At 62.2% G+C, this 18,259-nt stretch carries 19 protein-coding genes; 9 read left to right on the top strand and 10 right to left on the bottom strand.

All coding sequences use genetic code 11. The features are described from left to right. The first annotated feature begins 226 nt into the window (after positions 1–226). The 5 genes from ubiT (at position 227) to O4H62_RS05430 (ending at position 4,861) form a co-directional block, all read left to right on the top strand. Positions 227–712 carry a ubiquinone anaerobic biosynthesis accessory factor UbiT gene (gene ubiT / locus O4H62_RS05450; protein WP_269386118.1) on the top strand — a complete coding sequence of 162 codons (486 nt, stop codon included), beginning with the start codon at positions 227–229 and terminating at the stop codon, positions 710–712. After that, positions 709–1,725, top strand: coding sequence for a ubiquinone anaerobic biosynthesis protein UbiU (gene ubiU, locus O4H62_RS05445; protein WP_269386117.1), 1,017 nt, complete (start codon positions 709–711; stop codon positions 1,723–1,725). Before ubiT ends, ubiU begins: the two co-directional genes overlap by 4 nt. Continuing rightward, complete coding sequence (gene ubiV, locus O4H62_RS05440; protein WP_269386115.1) at positions 1,722–2,633, top strand: ubiquinone anaerobic biosynthesis protein UbiV; 912 nt, start codon at positions 1,722–1,724, stop codon at positions 2,631–2,633. Before ubiU ends, ubiV begins: the two co-directional genes overlap by 4 nt. 109 nt (positions 2,634–2,742) lie before the next feature. Then, positions 2,743–3,939, top strand: a complete 1,197-nt coding sequence (locus O4H62_RS05435) for a winged helix-turn-helix domain-containing protein (RefSeq protein ID WP_269386113.1) — start codon at positions 2,743–2,745, stop codon at positions 3,937–3,939. 151 nt (positions 3,940–4,090) lie between these two features. Continuing rightward, the gene (locus tag O4H62_RS05430) at positions 4,091–4,861 is read left to right on the top strand and encodes a gamma-glutamyl-gamma-aminobutyrate hydrolase family protein (protein ID WP_269386111.1); all 771 of its coding nucleotides are present in this window, start codon (positions 4,091–4,093) and stop codon (positions 4,859–4,861) included. Between the two features lie 36 nt (positions 4,862–4,897). Here the strand turns inward: O4H62_RS05430 and ribB are convergent, their stop codons facing one another. Together ribB and aroC are read right to left on the bottom strand one after the other, a co-directional pair. Further along, positions 4,898–5,998 (bottom strand): 3,4-dihydroxy-2-butanone-4-phosphate synthase, encoded by a 1,101-nt coding sequence (gene ribB, locus O4H62_RS05425; protein ID WP_269386109.1) that lies wholly within the window; start codon positions 5,996–5,998, stop codon positions 4,898–4,900. A gap of 11 nt (positions 5,999–6,009) precedes the next feature. Then, positions 6,010–7,104 carry a chorismate synthase gene (gene aroC, locus O4H62_RS05420; protein ID WP_269386107.1) on the bottom strand — a complete coding sequence of 365 codons (1,095 nt, stop codon included), beginning with the start codon at positions 7,102–7,104 and terminating at the stop codon, positions 6,010–6,012. 225 nt (positions 7,105–7,329) lie between these two features. On the opposite strand from aroC, the gene O4H62_RS05415 reads away from it, so the two are divergent. Beyond that, positions 7,330–7,590, top strand: coding sequence for a DUF1344 domain-containing protein (locus tag O4H62_RS05415; protein WP_269386105.1), 261 nt, complete (start codon positions 7,330–7,332; stop codon positions 7,588–7,590). A 176-nt stretch (positions 7,591–7,766) separates the two neighbouring features. Further along, positions 7,767–8,402 (top strand): type B chloramphenicol O-acetyltransferase, encoded by a 636-nt coding sequence (gene catB / locus O4H62_RS05410; RefSeq protein ID WP_269386103.1) that lies wholly within the window; start codon positions 7,767–7,769, stop codon positions 8,400–8,402. A gap of 117 nt (positions 8,403–8,519) precedes the next feature. Here the strand turns inward: catB and O4H62_RS05405 are convergent, their stop codons facing one another. From O4H62_RS05405 to O4H62_RS05390, 4 genes are all read right to left on the bottom strand, one after another. Continuing rightward, on the bottom strand, positions 8,520–9,110 hold the full coding sequence (locus O4H62_RS05405) for a histidine phosphatase family protein (protein WP_269386101.1): 591 nt from the start codon (positions 9,108–9,110) through the stop codon (positions 8,520–8,522). A gap of 137 nt (positions 9,111–9,247) precedes the next feature. Continuing rightward, positions 9,248–10,060 carry an enoyl-ACP reductase FabI gene (gene fabI / locus O4H62_RS05400; protein WP_269386099.1) on the bottom strand — a complete coding sequence of 271 codons (813 nt, stop codon included), beginning with the start codon at positions 10,058–10,060 and terminating at the stop codon, positions 9,248–9,250. Positions 10,061–10,173: 113 nt separating this feature from the next. Next, positions 10,174–11,205 (bottom strand): DnaJ C-terminal domain-containing protein, encoded by a 1,032-nt coding sequence (locus O4H62_RS05395; protein ID WP_269386097.1) that lies wholly within the window; start codon positions 11,203–11,205, stop codon positions 10,174–10,176. Between the two features lie 212 nt (positions 11,206–11,417). Then, on the bottom strand, positions 11,418–11,870 hold the full coding sequence (locus tag O4H62_RS05390; RefSeq protein WP_269386096.1) for an RT0821/Lpp0805 family surface protein: 453 nt from the start codon (positions 11,868–11,870) through the stop codon (positions 11,418–11,420). 38 nt (positions 11,871–11,908) lie between these two features. Between O4H62_RS05390 and pdxH the strand changes: the two genes are divergently transcribed. Then, positions 11,909–12,523: a pyridoxamine 5'-phosphate oxidase gene (pdxH, locus tag O4H62_RS05385; RefSeq protein WP_269386095.1), complete on the top strand. Its 615-nt coding sequence runs from the start codon at positions 11,909–11,911 to the stop codon at positions 12,521–12,523. Here the strand turns inward: pdxH and O4H62_RS05380 are convergent. The 3 genes from O4H62_RS05380 to tldD form a co-directional block, all read right to left on the bottom strand. Continuing rightward, entirely contained in the window at positions 12,514–13,548 is a 1,035-nt protein-coding gene (locus O4H62_RS05380; RefSeq protein WP_269386093.1) for a polysaccharide deacetylase family protein, read from the bottom strand. The two genes, pdxH and O4H62_RS05380, sit on opposite strands and share 10 nt — an antisense overlap. A gap of 220 nt (positions 13,549–13,768) precedes the next feature. Then, positions 13,769–14,725: an AEC family transporter gene (locus tag O4H62_RS05375; protein WP_269386091.1), complete on the bottom strand. Its 957-nt coding sequence runs from the start codon at positions 14,723–14,725 to the stop codon at positions 13,769–13,771. 139 nt (positions 14,726–14,864) lie between these two features. Next, positions 14,865–16,280 carry a metalloprotease TldD gene (gene tldD / locus O4H62_RS05370; RefSeq protein ID WP_269386332.1) on the bottom strand — a complete coding sequence of 472 codons (1,416 nt, stop codon included), beginning with the start codon at positions 16,278–16,280 and terminating at the stop codon, positions 14,865–14,867. A gap of 350 nt (positions 16,281–16,630) precedes the next feature. On the opposite strand from tldD, the gene O4H62_RS05365 reads away from it, so the two are divergent. Further along, positions 16,631–17,740: an esterase/lipase family protein gene (locus O4H62_RS05365; protein ID WP_269386090.1), complete on the top strand. Its 1,110-nt coding sequence runs from the start codon at positions 16,631–16,633 to the stop codon at positions 17,738–17,740. A gap of 42 nt (positions 17,741–17,782) precedes the next feature. Here O4H62_RS05365 and O4H62_RS05360 read toward each other — a convergent pair whose 3' ends face one another. Next, positions 17,783–18,259 carry an invasion associated locus B family protein gene (locus O4H62_RS05360; protein WP_269386330.1) on the bottom strand — a complete coding sequence of 159 codons (477 nt, stop codon included), beginning with the start codon at positions 18,257–18,259 and terminating at the stop codon, positions 17,783–17,785.

Raw genomic sequence — 18,259 nt, 5'->3', positions numbered from 1 at the left:
CGGGCCGCGTTGGGGACCTGTTTTCCAGCATGGTGCTAACCGCCTTTTTGTTGATCTAGATCAAATTCGGCCATCCCGTTCATGATACTCCCGATCCGGTAACTGACCCAGTCCGCAGTGGAACTGTCGCAGTTTCGAACAGGGTGGCGACATGCCCCGACAGACAAGCCGTACCGCACACGAGACGCCTGAGCCTTTCGGTCTTGCATCCGGTAAACTGCCGAAAATGATAGGTATTCTGACGGCGCCGCTGCCGCTGTTTCCGGTTCAGCCGATCCTGCGCCGCATGGTTCTCGAAGTGACGCGGAAAAGGCCCGAGCTTTTTGAACGGCTTGGTCCGCACATCCATTCCACCTATGTCATTGATGTCGCCGAAATGCCCTTCGTGTTGCGATTGCGCCCCGACCCGGACGCCCCCGGACTGTCGGCGCACCGGCGCTCCGAGCAACTCAACGCCGATGCCAGAATATCCGGTCCCTTCTCGGCTCTGTTTGACGTCATGGATGGAGCCGCCGATTCCGACGCGCTGTTTTTTTCCCGTGACATTTTCATCAGCGGCAACACCGAAGCCGCGGTCTGCCTGCGCAGTGCGCTCGATGACCTTGATGGCTCCATCGTCGAGGATCTGATCCAGATGAGCGGCCCGCTCTATGCGCCGTTGCGGTTTGCGTTGACCCGCCTCCGCAAACCCAGGGTTGGAGACCGCGCATGACCGGCCCTGAATCCCCCCGCAAGCCGGAGTTGGTCTGTCCGGCGGGAACCCCGGCGGCACTCCGCACCGCCGTCGATGCCGGCGCGGACGCGATCTACTGCGGCCTGGCCAACGAAACCAACGCCCGAAATTTCGCCGGCCTGAATTTCTCGCCGGAATCGCTGGCGCAATCGATCGCTTATGCTCATCAGCGCAATGTCCACGTGCTGTTGGCTGTCAACTCCTTTGCCACGGCCCCGCGCACCCAGATGTGGAAGGATTCGGTCGACGTCGCCGCCCGCATCGGTGCCGATGCCGTCATTGTCGCCGATATTGGCGTGGCAGCCTATGTCGCCGAGAAATATCCGGATATGAGGCTGCATTTGTCGGTGCAGGCAGGCGCATCCTCGCCCGAGGCGATCCGGTATTACTGCGAGCAGTTCGGCGTCAAGCGCGTGGTCCTGCCGCGGATATTGACGGTTGCCGAAATCAGCGCAATTCACCGCCAGATCCCCTGTGAGATCGAAGCCTTTGTCTTCGGCAACATAGGCATGATGTCGGAAGGCCGTTGCAGCCTGACCAACTACGCCACGGGCATTTCAACCAACATGCATGGGGTCTGCTCTCCAGCCAGCGCGGTGCAGTATGTGCGCCGGCCGGATGGCAGCACGTCGGCTGAACTGGGTCCGTTCGACATCGATTGCTATTCAGCCGATGAAAGCACCGGCTACCCGACGATCTGCAAGGGGCGCTACACCAATGTGAGCCGGCCGGATCCCTATTACGCGTTCGAAGAGCCGGTGACACTGAACCTGTCGTCGCTGCTGCCAGACCTGATGAATGCCGGCGTGACGGCGTTGAAGATCGAGGGCAGGCAGCGGTCGCGCTCCTACGTGCAGATGGTGGTGTCCGCCTTCCGCCGCGCTGTCGATGACATATCGGCCGGCCGCCAGCCGGATCTCGGCGGTCTGGCGCAATTGTCCGAAGGCGGCAAGGAAACCCAGGGCGCGTTCAAGACCAAGAAATGGAGATGACAGTGGCCGCCGCAAGCCTGACCATGGGGCCTATATTGTTTCATTGGCCTGAACAGCAGAAACGGGATTTCTGGTTCCGCATAGCCGATGAAGCGCCCGTTGATACTGTCTATCTCGGGGAAGTGGTGTGCTCCAAGCGCACCCCGTTTTTCGATCACAGTCTTGAGGCCGTCGCCGAGCGTCTGCAACGTGGCGGCAAGCGGGTCATCTGGTCGACGCTGGCTGAAGTTGTCAGCAAGCTGGACCGGAAGGTGATCGAATCCTTTTGCGGCTTTGACGAGGTAGAGGCCAATGACGTCTCGGCGCTCTATTTCCTCAAGGGCAGGCCGCACCGGATCGGCCAGTATCTCAATGTCTACAACGAAGAAACCATCCGCCACCTGGCGGGCAATGGAGCCAGTCATTTCTGCCTGCCGGTGGAATTGCCTCTGTCGACCGTGTCCGAACTGGCACGCGCCGCGCGCGAAACCAATGCGGGCATTGAGGTGCAAGTGTTCGGCAAGGTGTCATTGGCGCTCTCGGCCCGGTGCTACCATGCCCGCGCCCATGGCCGCACAAAGGACAATTGCCTGTTCGTCTGCGAGAACGACCCCGATGGGCTAGATCTGAAGACCCATTCCGGCAAGCCCTTCCTCTCGGTCAACGGCATCCAGACCCTGTCGGAAAAGTATCTCAACCTTTCCTCTGAAATAGCCGGCCTGCAGGCGGCAGGTGTGAGCGCTTTCCGTCTTTCGCCGCACAGCTCAGACATGGTGGAAATTGCCAGCGCATACCGGCAGCTGCTCGATGGCGCGATTTCCGCCGGTGAACTCGATGCCAGACTGGATGCGGTCGGGGTCCCGGCGCAGCGGATGAACGGCTTCGTTCACGCTCAGCCGGGATTCGCCTACGTCGCGAACCGGCCCTGACCGGCCATCTATCGGGGCTCCTCTGCCGGAATTGATGGCCGCGTGGGCAATTTCGCCGTCTTCGGGATTTCATGTTTGAACAAAGCGCGAACATGTGTAGGCTCGACGCATGGTGATTCCTGTCTCGAACAAGGTCGCGCGCCGGATTTTCCTGGCCAAGCAAGGTCTATCGGCATCGCCGTCGCGGGCCTTGTCCAAGGCCGGGCTGCTTGAGCTCATCCACGATCTCGGCTTTGTCCAGGTCGACAGTATTTCCACCGTCGAGCGCGCCCACAACCAGATCCTGTTTTCCCGCAATCAGACTTTTCGGCCCGATCAACTCCGGCAACTGCTGGAAGAAGACAGGGCGTTGTTCGAGCACTGGACCCACGATGCGGCGATCGTGCCGTGCGATTTCTATCCCTACTGGAAGCACAAGTTCCGCCGCTGCGAGGAGCCGATGCGCAAGCGTTGGAGCAAGTGGCACGGCGAGGACTTCGACAAGGCTTTCGGCGAGACCTATGAACGGATTGCCGAAGGCGGAGCGGTGCTCGCCCGCGAGGTCAAGCAGGCCGACCACAAGTCCGGCGGCTGGTGGCAGTGGCACCCTTCCAAGAAGGCGCTGGAGTTTTTCTGGCACACCGGCAAGCTGGCGATCAGCGGGCGGCAGAACTTCCAGAAGATCTATGATCTCACCGAACGTGTCATCCCCGGCCATCACCTGGCGCAGGAGGTTTCCCACACGGAGTTCATCGACTGGGCCTGCTTGAGCGCGCTCGAGCGGCTCGGCTTTGCCACCCATGGCGAGATTGCCGCGTTCTGGGATCTGGTCTCACCCGAGGAGGCGAAGGACTGGGTCGCGGCCAATCGCGACCGGCTTCAGGACGTAGAGATCGAATGCGAAGGCGGCGGCAAGCCGCGTCCGTCCTTTGCGCTGGCAGGCTTCGTTCCCGACCTGGAGGCATGGCCCGAGCCTCCGGGCCGGATCCGGGTGCTCAGCCCGTTTGACCCGCTCTTACGCGACCGGAATCGGACCGAGCGGCTGTTTGGCTTCCGCTACCGCATCGAGGTCTTCGTGCCCGAGCCGAAGCGCGAATATGGCTACTACGTCTTCCCGCTGCTTGAAGCCGACCGCCTGATCGGCCGCATCGACATGAAGGCCGACCGCAAGGCCGGCGTGCTGAATGTCACCCGGTTGTGGCTCGAGCCGAAAGTCCGCGCGTCGGCGGGCCGCATGGCCAGGCTCGACGCTGAGTTTGCGCGCGTTGCCCGCTTCGCCGGCGTCGGCGAAACCGTCTATGCCGAGGGCTGGAACCGGGGGCTCTGAGAGCGGTCGCGCGCATTCCCGGTGACGCTCTGTCTTTGCCGGTTCCCGAAAATTTTCGGCGCCCGGAGTTGTTGATTGCCGCAGGGTGTGAAAAATACACCCCATACGGACGCCGGGTCGCGGCGTCGGAAATCGAGTGCGGGACCAGTTCATGGCCAAGCCTGTCATTGGCGTTATCGGCAACTACTACAATCTGGAAAACCGGTTTTCCGTTCAACTGGCCGGGCAGAACAACCTTCAGGCCGTGGCCGACGTGGCCGATGCCCTGCCGCTAATCTTCGCGGGCAATCCGGAGATCACCGACATCGCCGATCTGCTGGCCGTCGTGGACGGCATCCTGCTCACCGGGGCGAGGGCAAACGTCCACCCGCTCCGGTTCGGCGCCACCCCCGATCCGAAGCATGAACCCTATGACGAGTGCCGGGATTCCGTCGCCCTGCCGCTGATCGAGGCCTGCCTGGAAAAAGCCGTGCCGCTGTTCGGCATCTGCCGCGGCTTTCAGGAAATGAATGTCGCCGGCGGCGGAACGCTGCATCCCGAAATCCGCGAATTGCCGGGACGCATGAACCACCGCATGCCGCGGCTGGAATCCGGCGAGATCCATCCCGATCCCACGGTTGTCTTTGCCGACCGGCACGAGGTGCGGCTGACCCCGGATGGCGTTTTCGCCCGCATCCTCGGGCGTGACCTGATCCGGGTGAACTCGCTGCACGGGCAGGGGATTCTCGATGTCGGCGCGCGGATTGTTGCCGAAGGAATCGCCGAGGACGGCACCATCGAAGCCATCCGCGTCAGGGATGCCAACGGTTTCGCGCTCGGGGTTCAGTGGCACGCCGAATACGACCCGCAAACCAACCCGGTCAACCGGCCGCTTTTCGAAGCATTCGGCGATGCTGTCAGGGCCTACAGGAACCGCCGCTAGAGCAGTGGAGCTCCACGGCGGCGCACGAAGATCGCGTTAGATGATCTCGGTCGACGAGATCCGGATGCCGAATCCTTCGAGCCCGACATAATGCCGTTCGCGCGAGGCGTAGAGCTTGATCGAGGTGACGCCGAGGTCCTTGAGGATTTGTGCGCCGAGACCGATCTCCAGCCACTCGTCCTCGCGCGCCTGCGCTTCGGCATGGTCCTCGCGTTCATCTGCCACCACCCGCCGGGCCGCCCGTTGGCCGACACCGACCGAGCCCTCGCGCAGATAGACCACCACGCCGCGGCCTTCCGACGCCATTCGATTGATGATCGCGGTCATCGGGTCGTGCTTGGAAAACACGTCATCAACCACCGATTCCAGGTGCAGCCGCACGGGAATGTCGACGCCGTCGCGGATATCGCCGAACACCACCGCCAGATGATGCATCGGATCCCAGGGCAGCTTGTAGGTGAAGGCCTTGGCCTTCCCGGCGACGGTGTCGACATCGAAGCTGTCAATGTGCTCGATCAGCGTTTCCTTGCGCTGCCGGTAGGCAATCAGGTCGGCGACCGAGACCTGCTTGAGCCCGTGCTTGACCGAGAAGCTATCGACCTGCTCGCCGCGGGTGACCGTTCCGTCGTCATTGACCAGTTCGCAGATCACCGCCACCGGCAGCAGGTTGGCGAGCTTGCACAGGTCAACCGCGGCTTCGGTGTGGCCCGAGCGCATCAGCACGCCGCCTTCGCGGGCGATCAGCGGAAAGATGTGCCCCGGACGGGTGAAGTCGCCGGCGCCGGCATTCGGATTGGCCAGGTTGCGCGCCGTCAGCGTCCGGTCGTCGGCGGAAATGCCGGTCGTGGTGCCATGCTTGTAGTCGACCGAAACGGTGAACGCCGTGGTGTGCGCCGAATCGTTCTCCGCGACCATTGCCGTCAAATTGAGCCGCTTGGCTTCCTCGCGCGGCATCGGCGTGCAGACGATGCCCGACGTGTGGCGGACGATGAACGCCATCTTCTCCGGTGTGCAGTGAACCGCGGCAACGATCAGGTCGCCTTCGTTCTCGCGGCCGCCGTCATCGGTGACGACGACGATTTCACCGGCCTCAAAGGCGCGGATGGCTTCAACGACGCGGGCTTGGTCATAACTCATGGGGCGGTCTTTCAAACGAGGCGGCCGGTCTGGCCGCGGTCTCTCAGGTAATGGTCGGCCAGTGCGCAGGCAACCATGGCTTCGCCGATGGGAACGGCGCGGATGCCGACGCAGGGGTCATGCCGGCCCTTGGTCCGCACATCCACCTCGTTGCCGTCGGAATCGATCGACCGCCGGTCGTTGAGGATCGAGGAGGTCGGCTTGACCGCGAACCGCGCCACGATCGGCTGCCCGGTCGAAATGCCGCCCAGGATGCCGCCGGCATTGTTGGACAGGAACACCGGATCGCCATTGGCGTCGATGCGCATCTCGTCGGCGTTCTCCTCGCCGCTGATCAAGGCCGCTCCGAAGCCATTGCCGATCTCGACACCCTTGACGGCGTTGATCGACATCAGGTTCGACGCGATATCCTGGTCGAGCTTGGCATAGATCGGCGCGCCGAGCCCGGCCGGCACGTTCTCCGCCACCACTTCGATCACCGCGCCGATGGACGAGCCCGCCTTGCGCACGGTGTCGAGATAGTCTTCCCATACGGGCACGATTTCGGGATCGGGGGCGAAGAACGGATTGTTCTCGACTTCCGCCCAGTCCCAGTTGTCGCGGTTGATCTTGTGCTCGCCGATCTGCACCAGCGCCCCCCGGACAATCAGGCCGGGAACGACCAGCCGCGCCAGTCCGCCGGCAGCGACCCGGGCCGCGGTTTCGCGCGCCGACGAGCGACCGCCGCCGCGATAGTCGCGCACCCCGTATTTGACGTCATAGGTGAAATCGGCGTGGCCGGGCCGGTAGCGCTTGGCGATTTCCGAGTAATCCTTCGAGCGCTGGTCGGTGTTCTCGATCAGCATCGAGACCGGCGTGCCGGTGGTGATCAGGTGGCCATCATCCTCGGGCATCACCCCGGAGAGCACCTTGACCAGGTCGTCTTCCCGGCGCTGGGTGACAAAGCGGGATTGCCCGGGCTTGCGCTTGTTCATCCAGTACTGCAACTCATCCTCGGTGAAGCGGATGCCGGGCGGGCAGCCGTCAACCACGCAGCCAAGCGCCGGCCCGTGGCTTTCGCCCCAGGTGGTGACCCGAAACAGGTGTCCGAAGGTGTTGTGCGACATGCGTTGCAACCATGAGATAATCGCGGACCAGGCCCGCTTGTGAGGGTTCAGGGTGACTTCTAGAGGATCGAGGGGCCTCGGGGGAAGCCTTTTTGTTGGCAGGACCTCCGATCTCGTCGGTTTCATTGACAAGGCAATTGTTTGCGGCTCAATTGGCGGCATCAATTTTGCCACATTCTGCCCCTTGAAAGGGGCAACTCCAAAAAACTGATCAAGGACTGCCCGATGCGTATCGTCATTTCCGCCATTTTGGCTGTTTCCGCCCTGTTTGCACCGTTCTCCGCCTGGGCCCAGAGCGCCGACGCCACCGGCAAGATCGCCGACGTTTCCACGGCAGATCAGACCATCAAGCTCAATGACGGCAAGGTCTACGTCACCCCCGCCGAATTTAATTTCGAAGGTCTGGAAAAGAACGTCGAAGTGGTGATTTTCTACACCGTCGTTGACGGCAAGCGCATGATCAACGATCTCGAGGTGGTGCAGTAGGCGGCCGGTCGATCCCGCAATACTTCCTTTTCAGTGTTCCAAGGTCCATAGTGAAGTCTGCAGACCGAACCATCTGAATGTGCCCTGCCTTGCGGGCAGGGCTGAAGCGCGTCGCCTCCGGGCGACCGCGCCGGTTTCGCGTGCGCGCGAACAGACATTCATTCAGAGGACTGAACATGAACAATTATTTCGAAAGCCCCTTCCGGGGCGTCACGCTCGACAAGCAGGTCACCAACCCGAACATCATCGTCGGCCGCTACAGCTATTACTCGGGCTACTACCACGGCCACAGCTTCGATGACTGCGCGCGATTCCTCCTGCCTGACGAAGGTGTCGACCGGCTCGTGATCGGCAGCTTCTGCTCGATCGGATCCGGCGCTGCCTTCATCATGGCGGGCAACCAGGGACACCGCAACGACTGGGTCAGCACCTTTCCCTTCTACTGGATGTCGGAGGTGCCAGCCTTCGAAGGTGCGGTGAACGGCCACCGGCCCGCGGGCGACACCGTGATCGGCAACGATGTCTGGATCGGCTCCGAGGCGATCGTGATGCCGGGGGTCAGGATCGGCGACGGCGCCGTGATCGGGACCCGCGCCGTCGTGACCCGCGATGTGGACCCCTATACCATCGTCGCCGGCAACCCTGCGCGGATGGTCAGGCGGCGTTTTGACGACAGCCACGTCGAACGTCTGCTCGAGATGCGCTGGTGGGACTGGTCCGAAGAGCAGCTCAAAAACGCAATGCCGTTGCTCACCAGCGGGGACGTCGACGCGCTGCATGCTTGCTGGAGCGAGCGGATCCACGCCGGCTGACAAGGCCGCCGGTACCCGTCCCCAACTGGGCGGGTGCCTGCCTCTGGGGCTCCCGAGCGGGCCGTGAAAGCAGCGGGGCGAACCGCGCTGTTTGCGGGAAGCGGGTGAGAGTGAAGTCTACACCCAGCCGATCGAATCGCCCGCGATCTTCAGCACCCGGTCCTGCGGAATGTCGATGACGGCGGCATCGTCGCCGTCGACCTTGCCGATCCGGTTGAACAGGGTGCGAATCACGCCGCCATGGGCGACGCAGATTGTCGGGCGCTCGACCGACGCCAGGAACCTGTCTGTCCGCTCCGCCAGCATGGCATAGCTTTCCGCCCGCTCGCCGGGTGGCCTGAAACGCCACTTGCCCCTGTTGCGCTGTTCGATGAGATGGGGCGAATGCACCTCGACCTCGCCAAGCGTCTGCCCCTCCCAGTCGCCGAACGACAGTTCGATCACAAGCGGATCGGTGCGATAGGCGAGGGGATCGAGGCCGGCCGCCTTGCGCACCAGTTCCATAGTCTCGCGCGTCCGCCCCAGCGGACTTGCCACCCAGTCGAAATCGTCAAGCGGCAGTTCGAGATCGGGCAGGCCCGCAAGCGTGCGGCCATTGGCCGTAGCCTGTGCGCGACCGGTGTCGTTGAGCGGGATGTCGCGCGCACCCTGCAGTCGCCCCTCCCTGTTGTAGTCCGTCTGCCCGTGGCGGATTACGTAGAGAAGCATGCATCGATCCTCGTTGGAGAGTATGGACCTCGATCACGGCGCGTGGCTGCGCCCGCGCGAGTCGCTCGCCGCCTTGAATAGATGCAAAGCCCGTTCAAGTGAAGTGATCTGGACGGCAAAGGCCGAACGCGAAACTGTCAGACGACGCTGATGTCTGGGGCATCCACGGCCTTCATGCCGACCGTGTGATAGCCTGAATCGACATGCAGGATCTCGCCGGTCACGCCGCGCGACAGGTCCGACACCAGGTAAAGCGCGGAATCGCCGACTTCATCGATGGTGACCGTGCGCTTGAGCGGCGAGTTGTACTCGTTCCACTTCAGAATGTAGCGGAAGTCGCCGATGCCCGAAGCCGCGAGCGTCTTGATCGGGCCGGCGGAGATCGCGTTGACCCGGATGTTGGAACCGCCCAGGTCGACGGCGAGATACCGCACGGAGGCCTCGAGCGCTGCCTTGGCAACGCCCATGACGTTGTAATGCGGCATCACCTTCTCGGCGCCGTAATAGGTCAGCGTGATGATCGAACCGCCATCGGTCATCAGCGGTTCGGCCCGCTTGGCGACCGCGGTCAGCGAATAGACCGAGATGTCCATGGTGCGGTTGAAGTTCTCGCGGGTGGTCTCGACATAGCGGCCGGTCAGTTCGTCCTTGTCGGAGAACGCGATGGCGTGAACCACGAAATCGAGCTTGCCCCAGCGCGCTTCCAGATCCGCGAAAACCGCGTCGATCGTGTCCAGGTCGGTCACGTCGCAATGCCCGGCAACGATCGCGCCGAGTTCGGTGGCCAGCGGTTCGACGCGTTTCTTCAGCGCTTCGCCCTGATAGGTCAGCGCAAGCTCCGCGCCGGCATCGGCACACGCCTTGGCAATGCCCCAGGCAATCGACCGATTGTTCGCCACGCCCATGATCAGGCCGCGTTTGCCCTTCATCAGGCCGGAAGTGTCAGCCATTGCATTCTCCCTCGAAATAGTCGCGCAGGCTATGGCACACGGTGCGTGCCGCCGCAAGTCAAGGCGATGGATTGGTTTAACCGCCAGACTTTCGGTTTTGTAAAACAGAAAGTCTAGAGATACCAAGCCTTCTTGCTCGATCGCATCAGATCCTTGAGGTGCGGATCGTGTTTTTCCGGCAGCATCACGCGCAAATGGACATGCAGAGTGCCCCGCTTGCCGAAGATGGTGGGAAGTCCCTTGTTCTTGACCGTGAGCACGGTGTCGGAGCCCGACCATTCCGGAACATCGATGCGCACAGGCCCATCGAGACCTTCATAGACGAACGAGCCGCCCAGCACGGCCTCGGCCAGTTCGATCGGATGATCTCCGTGGATATCGGCGCCCATGGACCGCAGCCGGGCATGCTGCTGGTGCCGGACGGTCACAATCGCATCGCCGTAAACCTGTGGATTGGGCGAGGCGACGACGATTTCGGCTCCGTCGACGGTTCCGGCCGGAATCGTGTAGGCGACGGTCTCGCTCTCTCCAAACACGACCTCCTCTTCAAGGCCGGAAAGTGCCGTCTCCAGGGTGATTTCGACCTGGTGATAGCTTGACGGCAGGACCGTCTTCGACCGGTGCCGCGATTTCCATTTCTTGAACAGATTGTCGAGCGTGGTCAGCGGATCTTCGTCCATGCCCGGCGCGTCGGTCTTGGCTCTTTGCCCGGGCTGGTCCCTGTCCTGGGCGGCCTGTTCCTTTGTCTTCTTGGCGGCTGCGTCGCCAAAGATATGGACCACCATGTCCTCGAACTTCGCCTCGTCCAGGGCATCGGCGGCCTGACTTGCCGTGCTTGCCTGAGGACCGCGGGCGTTGCCCATCGTTTCCTTGAATGTCTTGAAGGGATTGGCCGAAAACCCGCGCGCCGGGCGCGTCTGGCGGCGGCCCCGGGCGTCGACATGACCATGGTCGAATTTCAGACGCATTTCGGGATCGATCAGCATCTTGTAGGCGTGGGCAATCTCCGCAAACCGGGTGCCTGCCTGAGGATCATTGGGATTCTGATCCGGGTGCCAAATCTTTGCGAGCTGCCTGTAAGCGCTCTTTATATCTTCAGCCTTCGCCGTCGTGTTGACGCCGAGCACCGTGTACGGACTACGCATGTTACATCCCCGTATGGGCCTAATCGGGGTAGCCTAGCGAAGATTTGCTAACCATCCGTGTATGTAAAGCCGGATTTCGGTCCCGGATTCGGAATAATATTCCACTCAGCGTTGGAGCGCCGAGCGTCCACTTGGGCGTACAAGTTACGCTCTACAATTTTGAAAATAGACCATCCTGCTTTCAGACGATCCCCGCCTGAACGCAGGATGGTTTAGGTGCGGTCGAGGCTGACCAGATCCCATCCGCCATCGGGCCGGCGACAGACCCGCCCATTGAAAAGCGCAATGCCGTCAAAGCTGTGCCGCGTGGTCTGGAACAGCCGGCATGTCCTTGCGCCATCGGCCAGTGTCGTCAGGTTCGAGATCACTCCCGCCGAACCGGTCAGCGAATTTGACCACGGTTGGGAGGTGGCGAGCTGGTTCTGGGCCAGGCTGCCGACAAGGTCGCGGATGACGGTCTCGTCGGACAGGATCTCGCTTTCGGCTGACAGCGGGGCGATCGATGCCGTCGTGGTCTTGTCGAGGGCAAGGGCGGAAACCGCCGAGGAGCCACCGCCCATGCAGCCCGACAAGGCAAGGCAGGCCGGCAATGCCAGCGCCAAAACGGCGCGGTGCACTGTGCCGCTCTTTTCCCTGTTGATTGCTTCTGTTAGGTCAGGTTCCAACGTACTGCCACTCCAGCCTGGAGGCATGAGGATACATTATGACAGAAACAGGGTTAACGACTGGTGACTTCACTGAGGAAGCCGAGCCTTACCGGCTTTTTGCGAAATGGCTTGAAGATGCGACCGCATCTGAACCCAACGACCCGAATGCCCTGGCTCTGGCAACCGTTGACAGCGACGGATTGCCCGATGTCCGGATGGTTCTGCTCAAGGGCTTCGATGAGCGCGGCTTTGTCTTCTACACCAATTTCGAAAGCGCCAAGGGCCGGGAAATTCTCTCGTCGATGAAGGCCGCCATGTGCTTTCACTGGAAAACCTTGCGCCGCCAGGTCCGGATCCGCGGCCCGGTGGAGCAGGTCAGCGACGCGGAAGCCGATGAATACTACGCTTCGCGACCCCGCGGCAGCCGCATCGGCGCCTGGGCCTCGAAGCAGTCGCGTCCTCTGGAAAGCCGCTTTGCGCTTGAAAAGGCAGTCGCCGAATACACCGCCAAACACGCCATCGGCGAGATTCCGCGTCCGCCCCACTGGTCGGGCTTCCGGATCTTGCCGCAATCCATCGAGTTCTGGCATGACCGGCCGTTCCGGCTGCATGACCGGGTGGTTTTCAGCCGCTCGGGAGATACCTGGGAAAAGACCCGGCTCTATCCCTGAGCGGAACCGGCGAGCGCGCACGGGATCCCTGACGCGAGCGCTCCCACGTAGCGGCATTTCTGGTAGTAGCCGTTAAGCGAGATGCGGGGCAGCGAAAACAGGTTATCGAGGCTGCCAGCCCGTAGGGTGCCCGGATTGGTGGTCACGGCGAGCTTGAAGCCGAGATCCTTTGCGGCCTCGTATTCCCTCGTGCCGGCGGCACATTTGTCGCCATAGGGATAGGCCAGCGTGCGCGGCGTCTTGCCGGTGATTTCGGCCACCCGCTCGGCGGATTGGCGGATTTCCCGCTGCATTTCTGCGGCGTCGAGGTGCGCCAGATTGGGGTGCGAGATGGTGTGCGCGCCCAGGCTCGCCAGGGGCGTGTCCGCCAGGCCGCGAAGCTCTGCCTCGTCCATCACCTCCCGGTCGACGAGCCCGGTCGGACAGATACCCGCAGCCCGCGCCTGCTCGCCAAGCCGCTCGACGATCAGCCGTTGCTCGTTGCAGGCAAGGGCCTTGTGCAGCCGGTCGAAGGCCGCATATTTTTCGGTGGGGTTGCGGGTTTGCAGCCTTTCCGGTCCGTTTCCGAAATCGAAAACGAACTCGTCGATCTGGGCGAGAAGCAGTTCGGCCGTCTCCCACCAGATCGATTGGGTCCGGTCGACGAAGCCTCCGGTGATGAAAATCGTGTAGGGAACGCCGTGTTTCTCGAAAACCGGACGGGCGAACTTGGTGTTGTCGCGATAGCCGTCATCGAGCGTGAACACCATGGCCGGGCCCGGCCGGTCCGGATTGGCCAGGAATTCCGGCAGGTCTTCGAGCGCCACGGGAACATGTCCGTCAGCCTTCAGCCGGGCAATACCGGCATCGAGGAATTCGGGAGTGATCGTCAGATGGGCGACCGGATCGAAAACCTTGTGGGTGGCCGGCCGGACATGGTGCAGCGTGAAGATTGCGCCCGATCCGCGTGCACCGGACATCAGACCCGTCCTGGCAAACAGCGACACCGCCTCGAGCCCGCTCTGGATGGCGGCGCGTTTGAGCATTCGACGTGCTGCAACGGTATTGGGTCCGAACATATTCCCGATCCGAAATGCGCAAAAAACGCTTGGTAAAAAGATCTTGTAGCAGAGCCGGCTTAACCGATGTTGAATCTCGCGCGGTAATATACGAACCGGTGCAACCGCAGCGCACAAGGCCCCGACGGAAGCGCGATTTCCGGGACCGCGTCGGGGCGCGTTCAGCCGCTCCCGCCAACAGGGTCGCTTACAGGATGTAGGTGTTGACCGCCCAGAGTACGGCACTGAGGCTGAAGAAGGAGAGCACGGTCGCCATCAGCATGGCGACGACGCTCGAGCGCTCGCGGCCGAAGCGCTGTGCAAGGATCGGGTAGATCCCCATCATCGGAACCGCCGCCAGGATGACCGCTGCCGCCTGCATCTCGGAAGACAGCGGCGCCAGTCCGGCCAGCGGAAGAGCGAATGTGGCCAGGAACACGGCCAGCGGGTGAAACACCAGCTTGCCTGCGACGGTCGGCGCGATCTCGCCGCTGAGGCCGCGAACGGACACGCTTGCCAGCGTGCCGCCGATGACCAGCAGCGACACAGCGGCGCTGGAGGCGGCCAGCATGTCGATCGGCTTCATCAGCGGCGCCGGGATGGTCACGCCTGAAAACGAGGCGGCAAGTCCGGCGACGAGGCCGATGATGATCGGATTGCGCGCCAGCCCCCTGAACGTCCGCGCCAGCATCGCGCCCACCGGCGAAGGCCCGCCGTGCCCGGCCTCGGCGATGGCGAGCAGCAGCGGAATGAGCACGATGTTTTCCACCATCATGTTCAGCGCCAGGCCGACGCCGGCAATCGATGGCAGCGTCAAGAGCAGGATCGGATAGCCGATGAACCCGGTGTTGGAGCAGACCATGCCCATGGCGCTGAAGGCCGCGGCTGTCGTTTCAGCCTTCTGGATCCGCCGCGCGTAGAAGAAACCGGCTGTCAGAACCACCAGCGACCCGGCGAGATAGGCCGCCATGTAACTCCAGTTGATCACTTCGGCGAGCGGACGCTGCGAAATGGCCTTGAACAGCAGCGCGGGCAGGGCAAGCGTCACAACGTAGCTGCCGAGAATTCGCATCGCCGCCGCTTCGAACACGCCAAGACGGACCGCCGCGTATCCGATCGCGATCATGATGAAGACAGGAACCGTGGTGGAAAGAATATCAAGCATGACGGAAGAATGGATTTATCTTCAGTCGCTTAGACACCGCGCCGGCTCATTTGGCAACAGCTTCCTCGCCGGCGCCCGGATTTCCGCTGAATGGCAGGTCCTGGGTCTCGATGAAGGTCGAGCGACGAGGATCGCCGTCTCAGGCCTGGGTGCCGCCCACGGTCATGGCGTTCATCAGCAGATGCGGCTGGCCGACGCCGACCGGAACGCTCTGCCCGGCCTTGCCGCACATGCCGATGCCGGTATCGAGCGCGGAATCATTGCCGACCATCGAGATCCGCTGCATGGCTTCCGGGCCGTTGCCGATCAGCATCGCGCCGGTCACCGGCGCGCCGATCTTCCCGTCCTCGATCATGTAGGCCTCGGTGCAGCCGAAAACGAACTTGCCCGATGTGATGTCGACCTGGCCGCCGCCGAAGGAAACGGCGTAGAGCCCTCTTTTCACCGAGGAGATCATCTCTCCGGGCGTCTTGTCGCCCGACAGCATGTAGGTGTTGGTCATCCGCGGCATCGGCTGGTGCGCATAGGACTGCCGGCGCCCGTTGCCGGTGGCTTTCATGCCCATCAGCCGGGCGTTCTGCCGGTCCTGCATGTAGCCCACCAGGATACCGTCCTCGATCAGCACATTGTAGCCCGACGGTGTGCCTTCATCGTCCACGGACAACGAGCCGCGCCGACCCTCGATGGTGCCGTCATCGACCACCGTGACGCCCTTCGACGCCACCCGCTGGCCGAGAAGGCCGGCGAAGGCGGAGGTCTTCTTGCGGTTGAAATCGCCTTCCAGCCCGTGGCCGACGGCCTCGTGCAGCATCACGCCGGGCCAGCCGGCGCCAAGCACCACGTCCATCGTGCCCGCCGGTGCGGGGACGGCTTCCAGATTGACCAGCGCCTGCCGCAGGGCCTCGTCGGCGCCATGCCGCCAGCTTTCCTCGCTCAGAAAATCGCCGAACAGCTTGCGCCCGCCCATGCCGTAGGAGCCGTTTTCCTGCCGGTCGCCGACGCCGGCCACTACGGAGATGTTGAGCCGGGTCAGGGGGCGAACATCGCGCACCCGGTGACCGTCGGCACGCAGGATCTCGACCACCTGCCAGTTGGCGGCGACCGAGACAGAAACCTGCCGGACCCGTTCGTCCTTGCTGCGCAGATAATGGTCGATGCTCTGCAGCAGCTTGACCTTGTCTTCGAAGCCCGGCGTCGAGAGCGGGTTCTGCGCGGTGTAGAGCAGCTTGTTGGTGCGCTGGGGTGCTGCCGAATAGGTGCCTTTGGCGCCGCGCGTCACCGCCGAAACGGCGTCCGCGGCGCGCATCAGCGCGGCTTCCGACAATTCACCCGCATGGGCATAGCCCGATGTCTCGCCCAGCACCGAGCGCAGTCCGAAACCGCGATCCGTGGAATAGGCTCCCGACTTCAGCTTGCCATTGTCAAACAGCAGGGATTCGGTTTCCTCGTATTCTAGGTAGAGCTCGCCATCGTCGGCGTCCTTGAGCGCATCGGCGACGATTCTCTCGACCTTGGCTTCCGAGATGTCGAACTGGCTGGCGAGCGGATCCTGCATGGTCTTGTCCATTTCTGATGAGATCATGACTTGGTATATAGGTTATCCGGCGGCGATTGAAACCGATGGGGACCGGCGCGTGGCTAAAATCCTCGTCGCGTTTGCGAGGCGCGAGACAATGATTGCCCCACGCACCGGCGGACCGGCCAAGTCGGCCATGAAGGCGTTGGCGGGGCAGGGTGGGCGGCTTCGCGATACCGGCCGCCTGCCACCCGGGCGATTAGCGCCCGCCACGTGATCGGCAAGATTGAATTACGATTGGGGACGGCTACACTCAGCCGCCGGCAGACCTACGGTCAGGGTTGACGGCGCAGGTTTCGGTCCCAGGTCAGCTGTATCGGGAGGTGGGCATGGAGAGAACGTTTTGGGATGTGGTGGTTGCCCTGCAGCAGACCAATGCGCTTTGGGGTGTGTTAGCGGCGTTCGCGGTCGCAGGTGGCCTGCTAATCCTTGCTGCGTATTCCGTTCATACCGGCGGCCTTCCCGGGGGCTTCAATTTTTTATTTCTTCAAATATACAAAAAGCGCGGCAAAACAAGACTTCTCGGGATCTGGTTGCTTTACGTCGCCCTAGCCGTCGGCGCTATTGTAGTGTTCAAGCCCATTCCCATGGATGCCGGTTTGCCGCCACTACAGTTTCAACCGTCGCTCGTTCCATCTGAGTACCGGGGGACGATGGAGCAACTCTCTCGCATAGAAAATGCCATCATCGCCAGCATTCCGGAACGACAGGTTAAACCTGTTGAACCTGTTGATGTGAGGACCCTATCCCAGCAAGCCCAGGCCGCCATCGATGACAAGGCGTTGATCGTATTCATCCATGGTTGGAAAGGGGATGAAGCGACATTCAACAAGTTTCCGCAGCTTGTGTCCGATGATATCGCCATGCAAGGGTTCGATACGGAATTGTTCCTGTATCCGGTTTTTATCTTAAAGAGAAATCTGCGGGTTCCGGATATAGCCGAAGTCTTGCGACGGCAATTACTACGCAGTGGGGCAGATGAAAAATACAACCGGATCTATTTGGTGGCGCACAGCTTGGGTGGTGTCATTGCTCGCAAGTTGTATATGCGCAACCAATTGGCCCGCAACAAACTCCCGATTCGCGGCATGCTAAGTCTTGGCAGCCCCTACGGCGGCACCAATTGGGGAAGGCTTGGCAGCTTGTTGGGCGTCGGCGGAGCATTGACCGCGGAACTGGGATCTGGGGCACAGTTCCTTGTCGATCTCAACGCCGACTGGGAAGCGGCGGCACGTGATCCGGTATCGACCTGGTGGTATTGCTTCGCCAGTCCGCTCGACGCTGTCGTGTCCCAGTTAAGCGCAACGACCGGATGCGGCTCGTTCAGCGAAAATTTTGCCGCATTCGGCCATGTGGATATGGCCAAGCCCGAGAGCATCGCGGATGACAGGTACTTGCGGGTTGTGGGAACGATCTTACGCGATGGCAGATTGGACTGAGCCGGAAACCAGTTGAGCCGCCTAACGCTACGTCAGCTAAAATCACGGAAGCGCCGCGTAACCTTCGGTGAAGCCTGCCAGGTCGACCGGAATGCCGATGCCTTCTTCGGGCGTCTGGAACACGATGAAGGTTGCCGTGGTGCCGCCGCGCAAGGTCGTCAGCAGCGTTTCGTCGAGGATCACCTCGGCATAGCAGCCATCGGAGAAACAGCGGACGAAATAGGCCCGGCCGATGTCCTTGCCGTCGATGTTGAGACCGAGTCCGGACGGAAGCAGCACACCAAGCGGCGCCAGCACCCTGAGGATGCGGGCCTGCTGGTCCGCGGTCTTGAGCACCACCACTGAAAGCCCGACCTCGGGACGGTCATCGGCGATGACGTTCTGCATCAGCGCGCATTGTTCTCCCGGCGCGCCCGCAGGCGTGTCGCAGACGATCGACCAGGCGCCGTGCGAGGATTTGACCTTGCCGGCCTGCTGGGCGGCTGCCTGCGTTGCAAGGCCCGAGGGGATGGCGAGCAT

This window comes from Parahoeflea alexandrii (genome assembly GCF_027214025.1).
Lineage (GTDB): Bacteria > Pseudomonadota > Alphaproteobacteria > Rhizobiales > Rhizobiaceae > Hoeflea > Hoeflea alexandrii_A.
This window is presented reverse-complemented; position numbering and strand designations above follow the sequence as displayed.

Bases quoted from the DNA above. Each gene is read 5' to 3' on its own strand.
- ubiT (WP_269386118.1), top strand. From the start codon at position 227: ATGATAGGTATTCTGACGGCGCCGCTGCCGCTGTTTCCGGTTCAGCCG.
- ubiU (WP_269386117.1), top strand. From the start codon at position 709: ATGACCGGCCCTGAATCCCCCCGCAAGCCGGAGTTGGTCTGTCCGGCG.
- ubiV (WP_269386115.1), top strand. From the start codon at position 1,722: ATGACAGTGGCCGCCGCAAGCCTGACCATGGGGCCTATATTGTTTCAT.
- O4H62_RS05435 (WP_269386113.1), top strand. From the start codon at position 2,743: ATGGTGATTCCTGTCTCGAACAAGGTCGCGCGCCGGATTTTCCTGGCC.
- O4H62_RS05430 (WP_269386111.1), top strand. From the start codon at position 4,091: ATGGCCAAGCCTGTCATTGGCGTTATCGGCAACTACTACAATCTGGAA.
- ribB (WP_269386109.1), bottom strand. From the start codon at position 5,998: ATGAGTTATGACCAAGCCCGCGTCGTTGAAGCCATCCGCGCCTTTGAG.
- aroC (WP_269386107.1), bottom strand. From the start codon at position 7,104: ATGTCGCACAACACCTTCGGACACCTGTTTCGGGTCACCACCTGGGGC.
- O4H62_RS05415 (WP_269386105.1), top strand. From the start codon at position 7,330: ATGCGTATCGTCATTTCCGCCATTTTGGCTGTTTCCGCCCTGTTTGCA.
- catB (WP_269386103.1), top strand. From the start codon at position 7,767: ATGAACAATTATTTCGAAAGCCCCTTCCGGGGCGTCACGCTCGACAAG.
- O4H62_RS05405 (WP_269386101.1), bottom strand. From the start codon at position 9,110: ATGCTTCTCTACGTAATCCGCCACGGGCAGACGGACTACAACAGGGAG.
- fabI (WP_269386099.1), bottom strand. From the start codon at position 10,060: ATGGCTGACACTTCCGGCCTGATGAAGGGCAAACGCGGCCTGATCATG.
- O4H62_RS05395 (WP_269386097.1), bottom strand. From the start codon at position 11,205: ATGCGTAGTCCGTACACGGTGCTCGGCGTCAACACGACGGCGAAGGCT.
- pdxH (WP_269386095.1), top strand. From the start codon at position 11,909: ATGACAGAAACAGGGTTAACGACTGGTGACTTCACTGAGGAAGCCGAG.
- O4H62_RS05380 (WP_269386093.1), bottom strand. From the start codon at position 13,548: ATGCTCAAACGCGCCGCCATCCAGAGCGGGCTCGAGGCGGTGTCGCTG.
- O4H62_RS05375 (WP_269386091.1), bottom strand. From the start codon at position 14,725: ATGCTTGATATTCTTTCCACCACGGTTCCTGTCTTCATCATGATCGCG.
- tldD (WP_269386332.1), bottom strand. From the start codon at position 16,280: ATGCAGGATCCGCTCGCCAGCCAGTTCGACATCTCGGAAGCCAAGGTC.
- O4H62_RS05365 (WP_269386090.1), top strand. From the start codon at position 16,631: ATGGAGAGAACGTTTTGGGATGTGGTGGTTGCCCTGCAGCAGACCAAT.
- O4H62_RS05360 (WP_269386330.1), bottom strand. From the start codon at position 18,259: ATGCTCGCCATCCCCTCGGGCCTTGCAACGCAGGCAGCCGCCCAGCAG.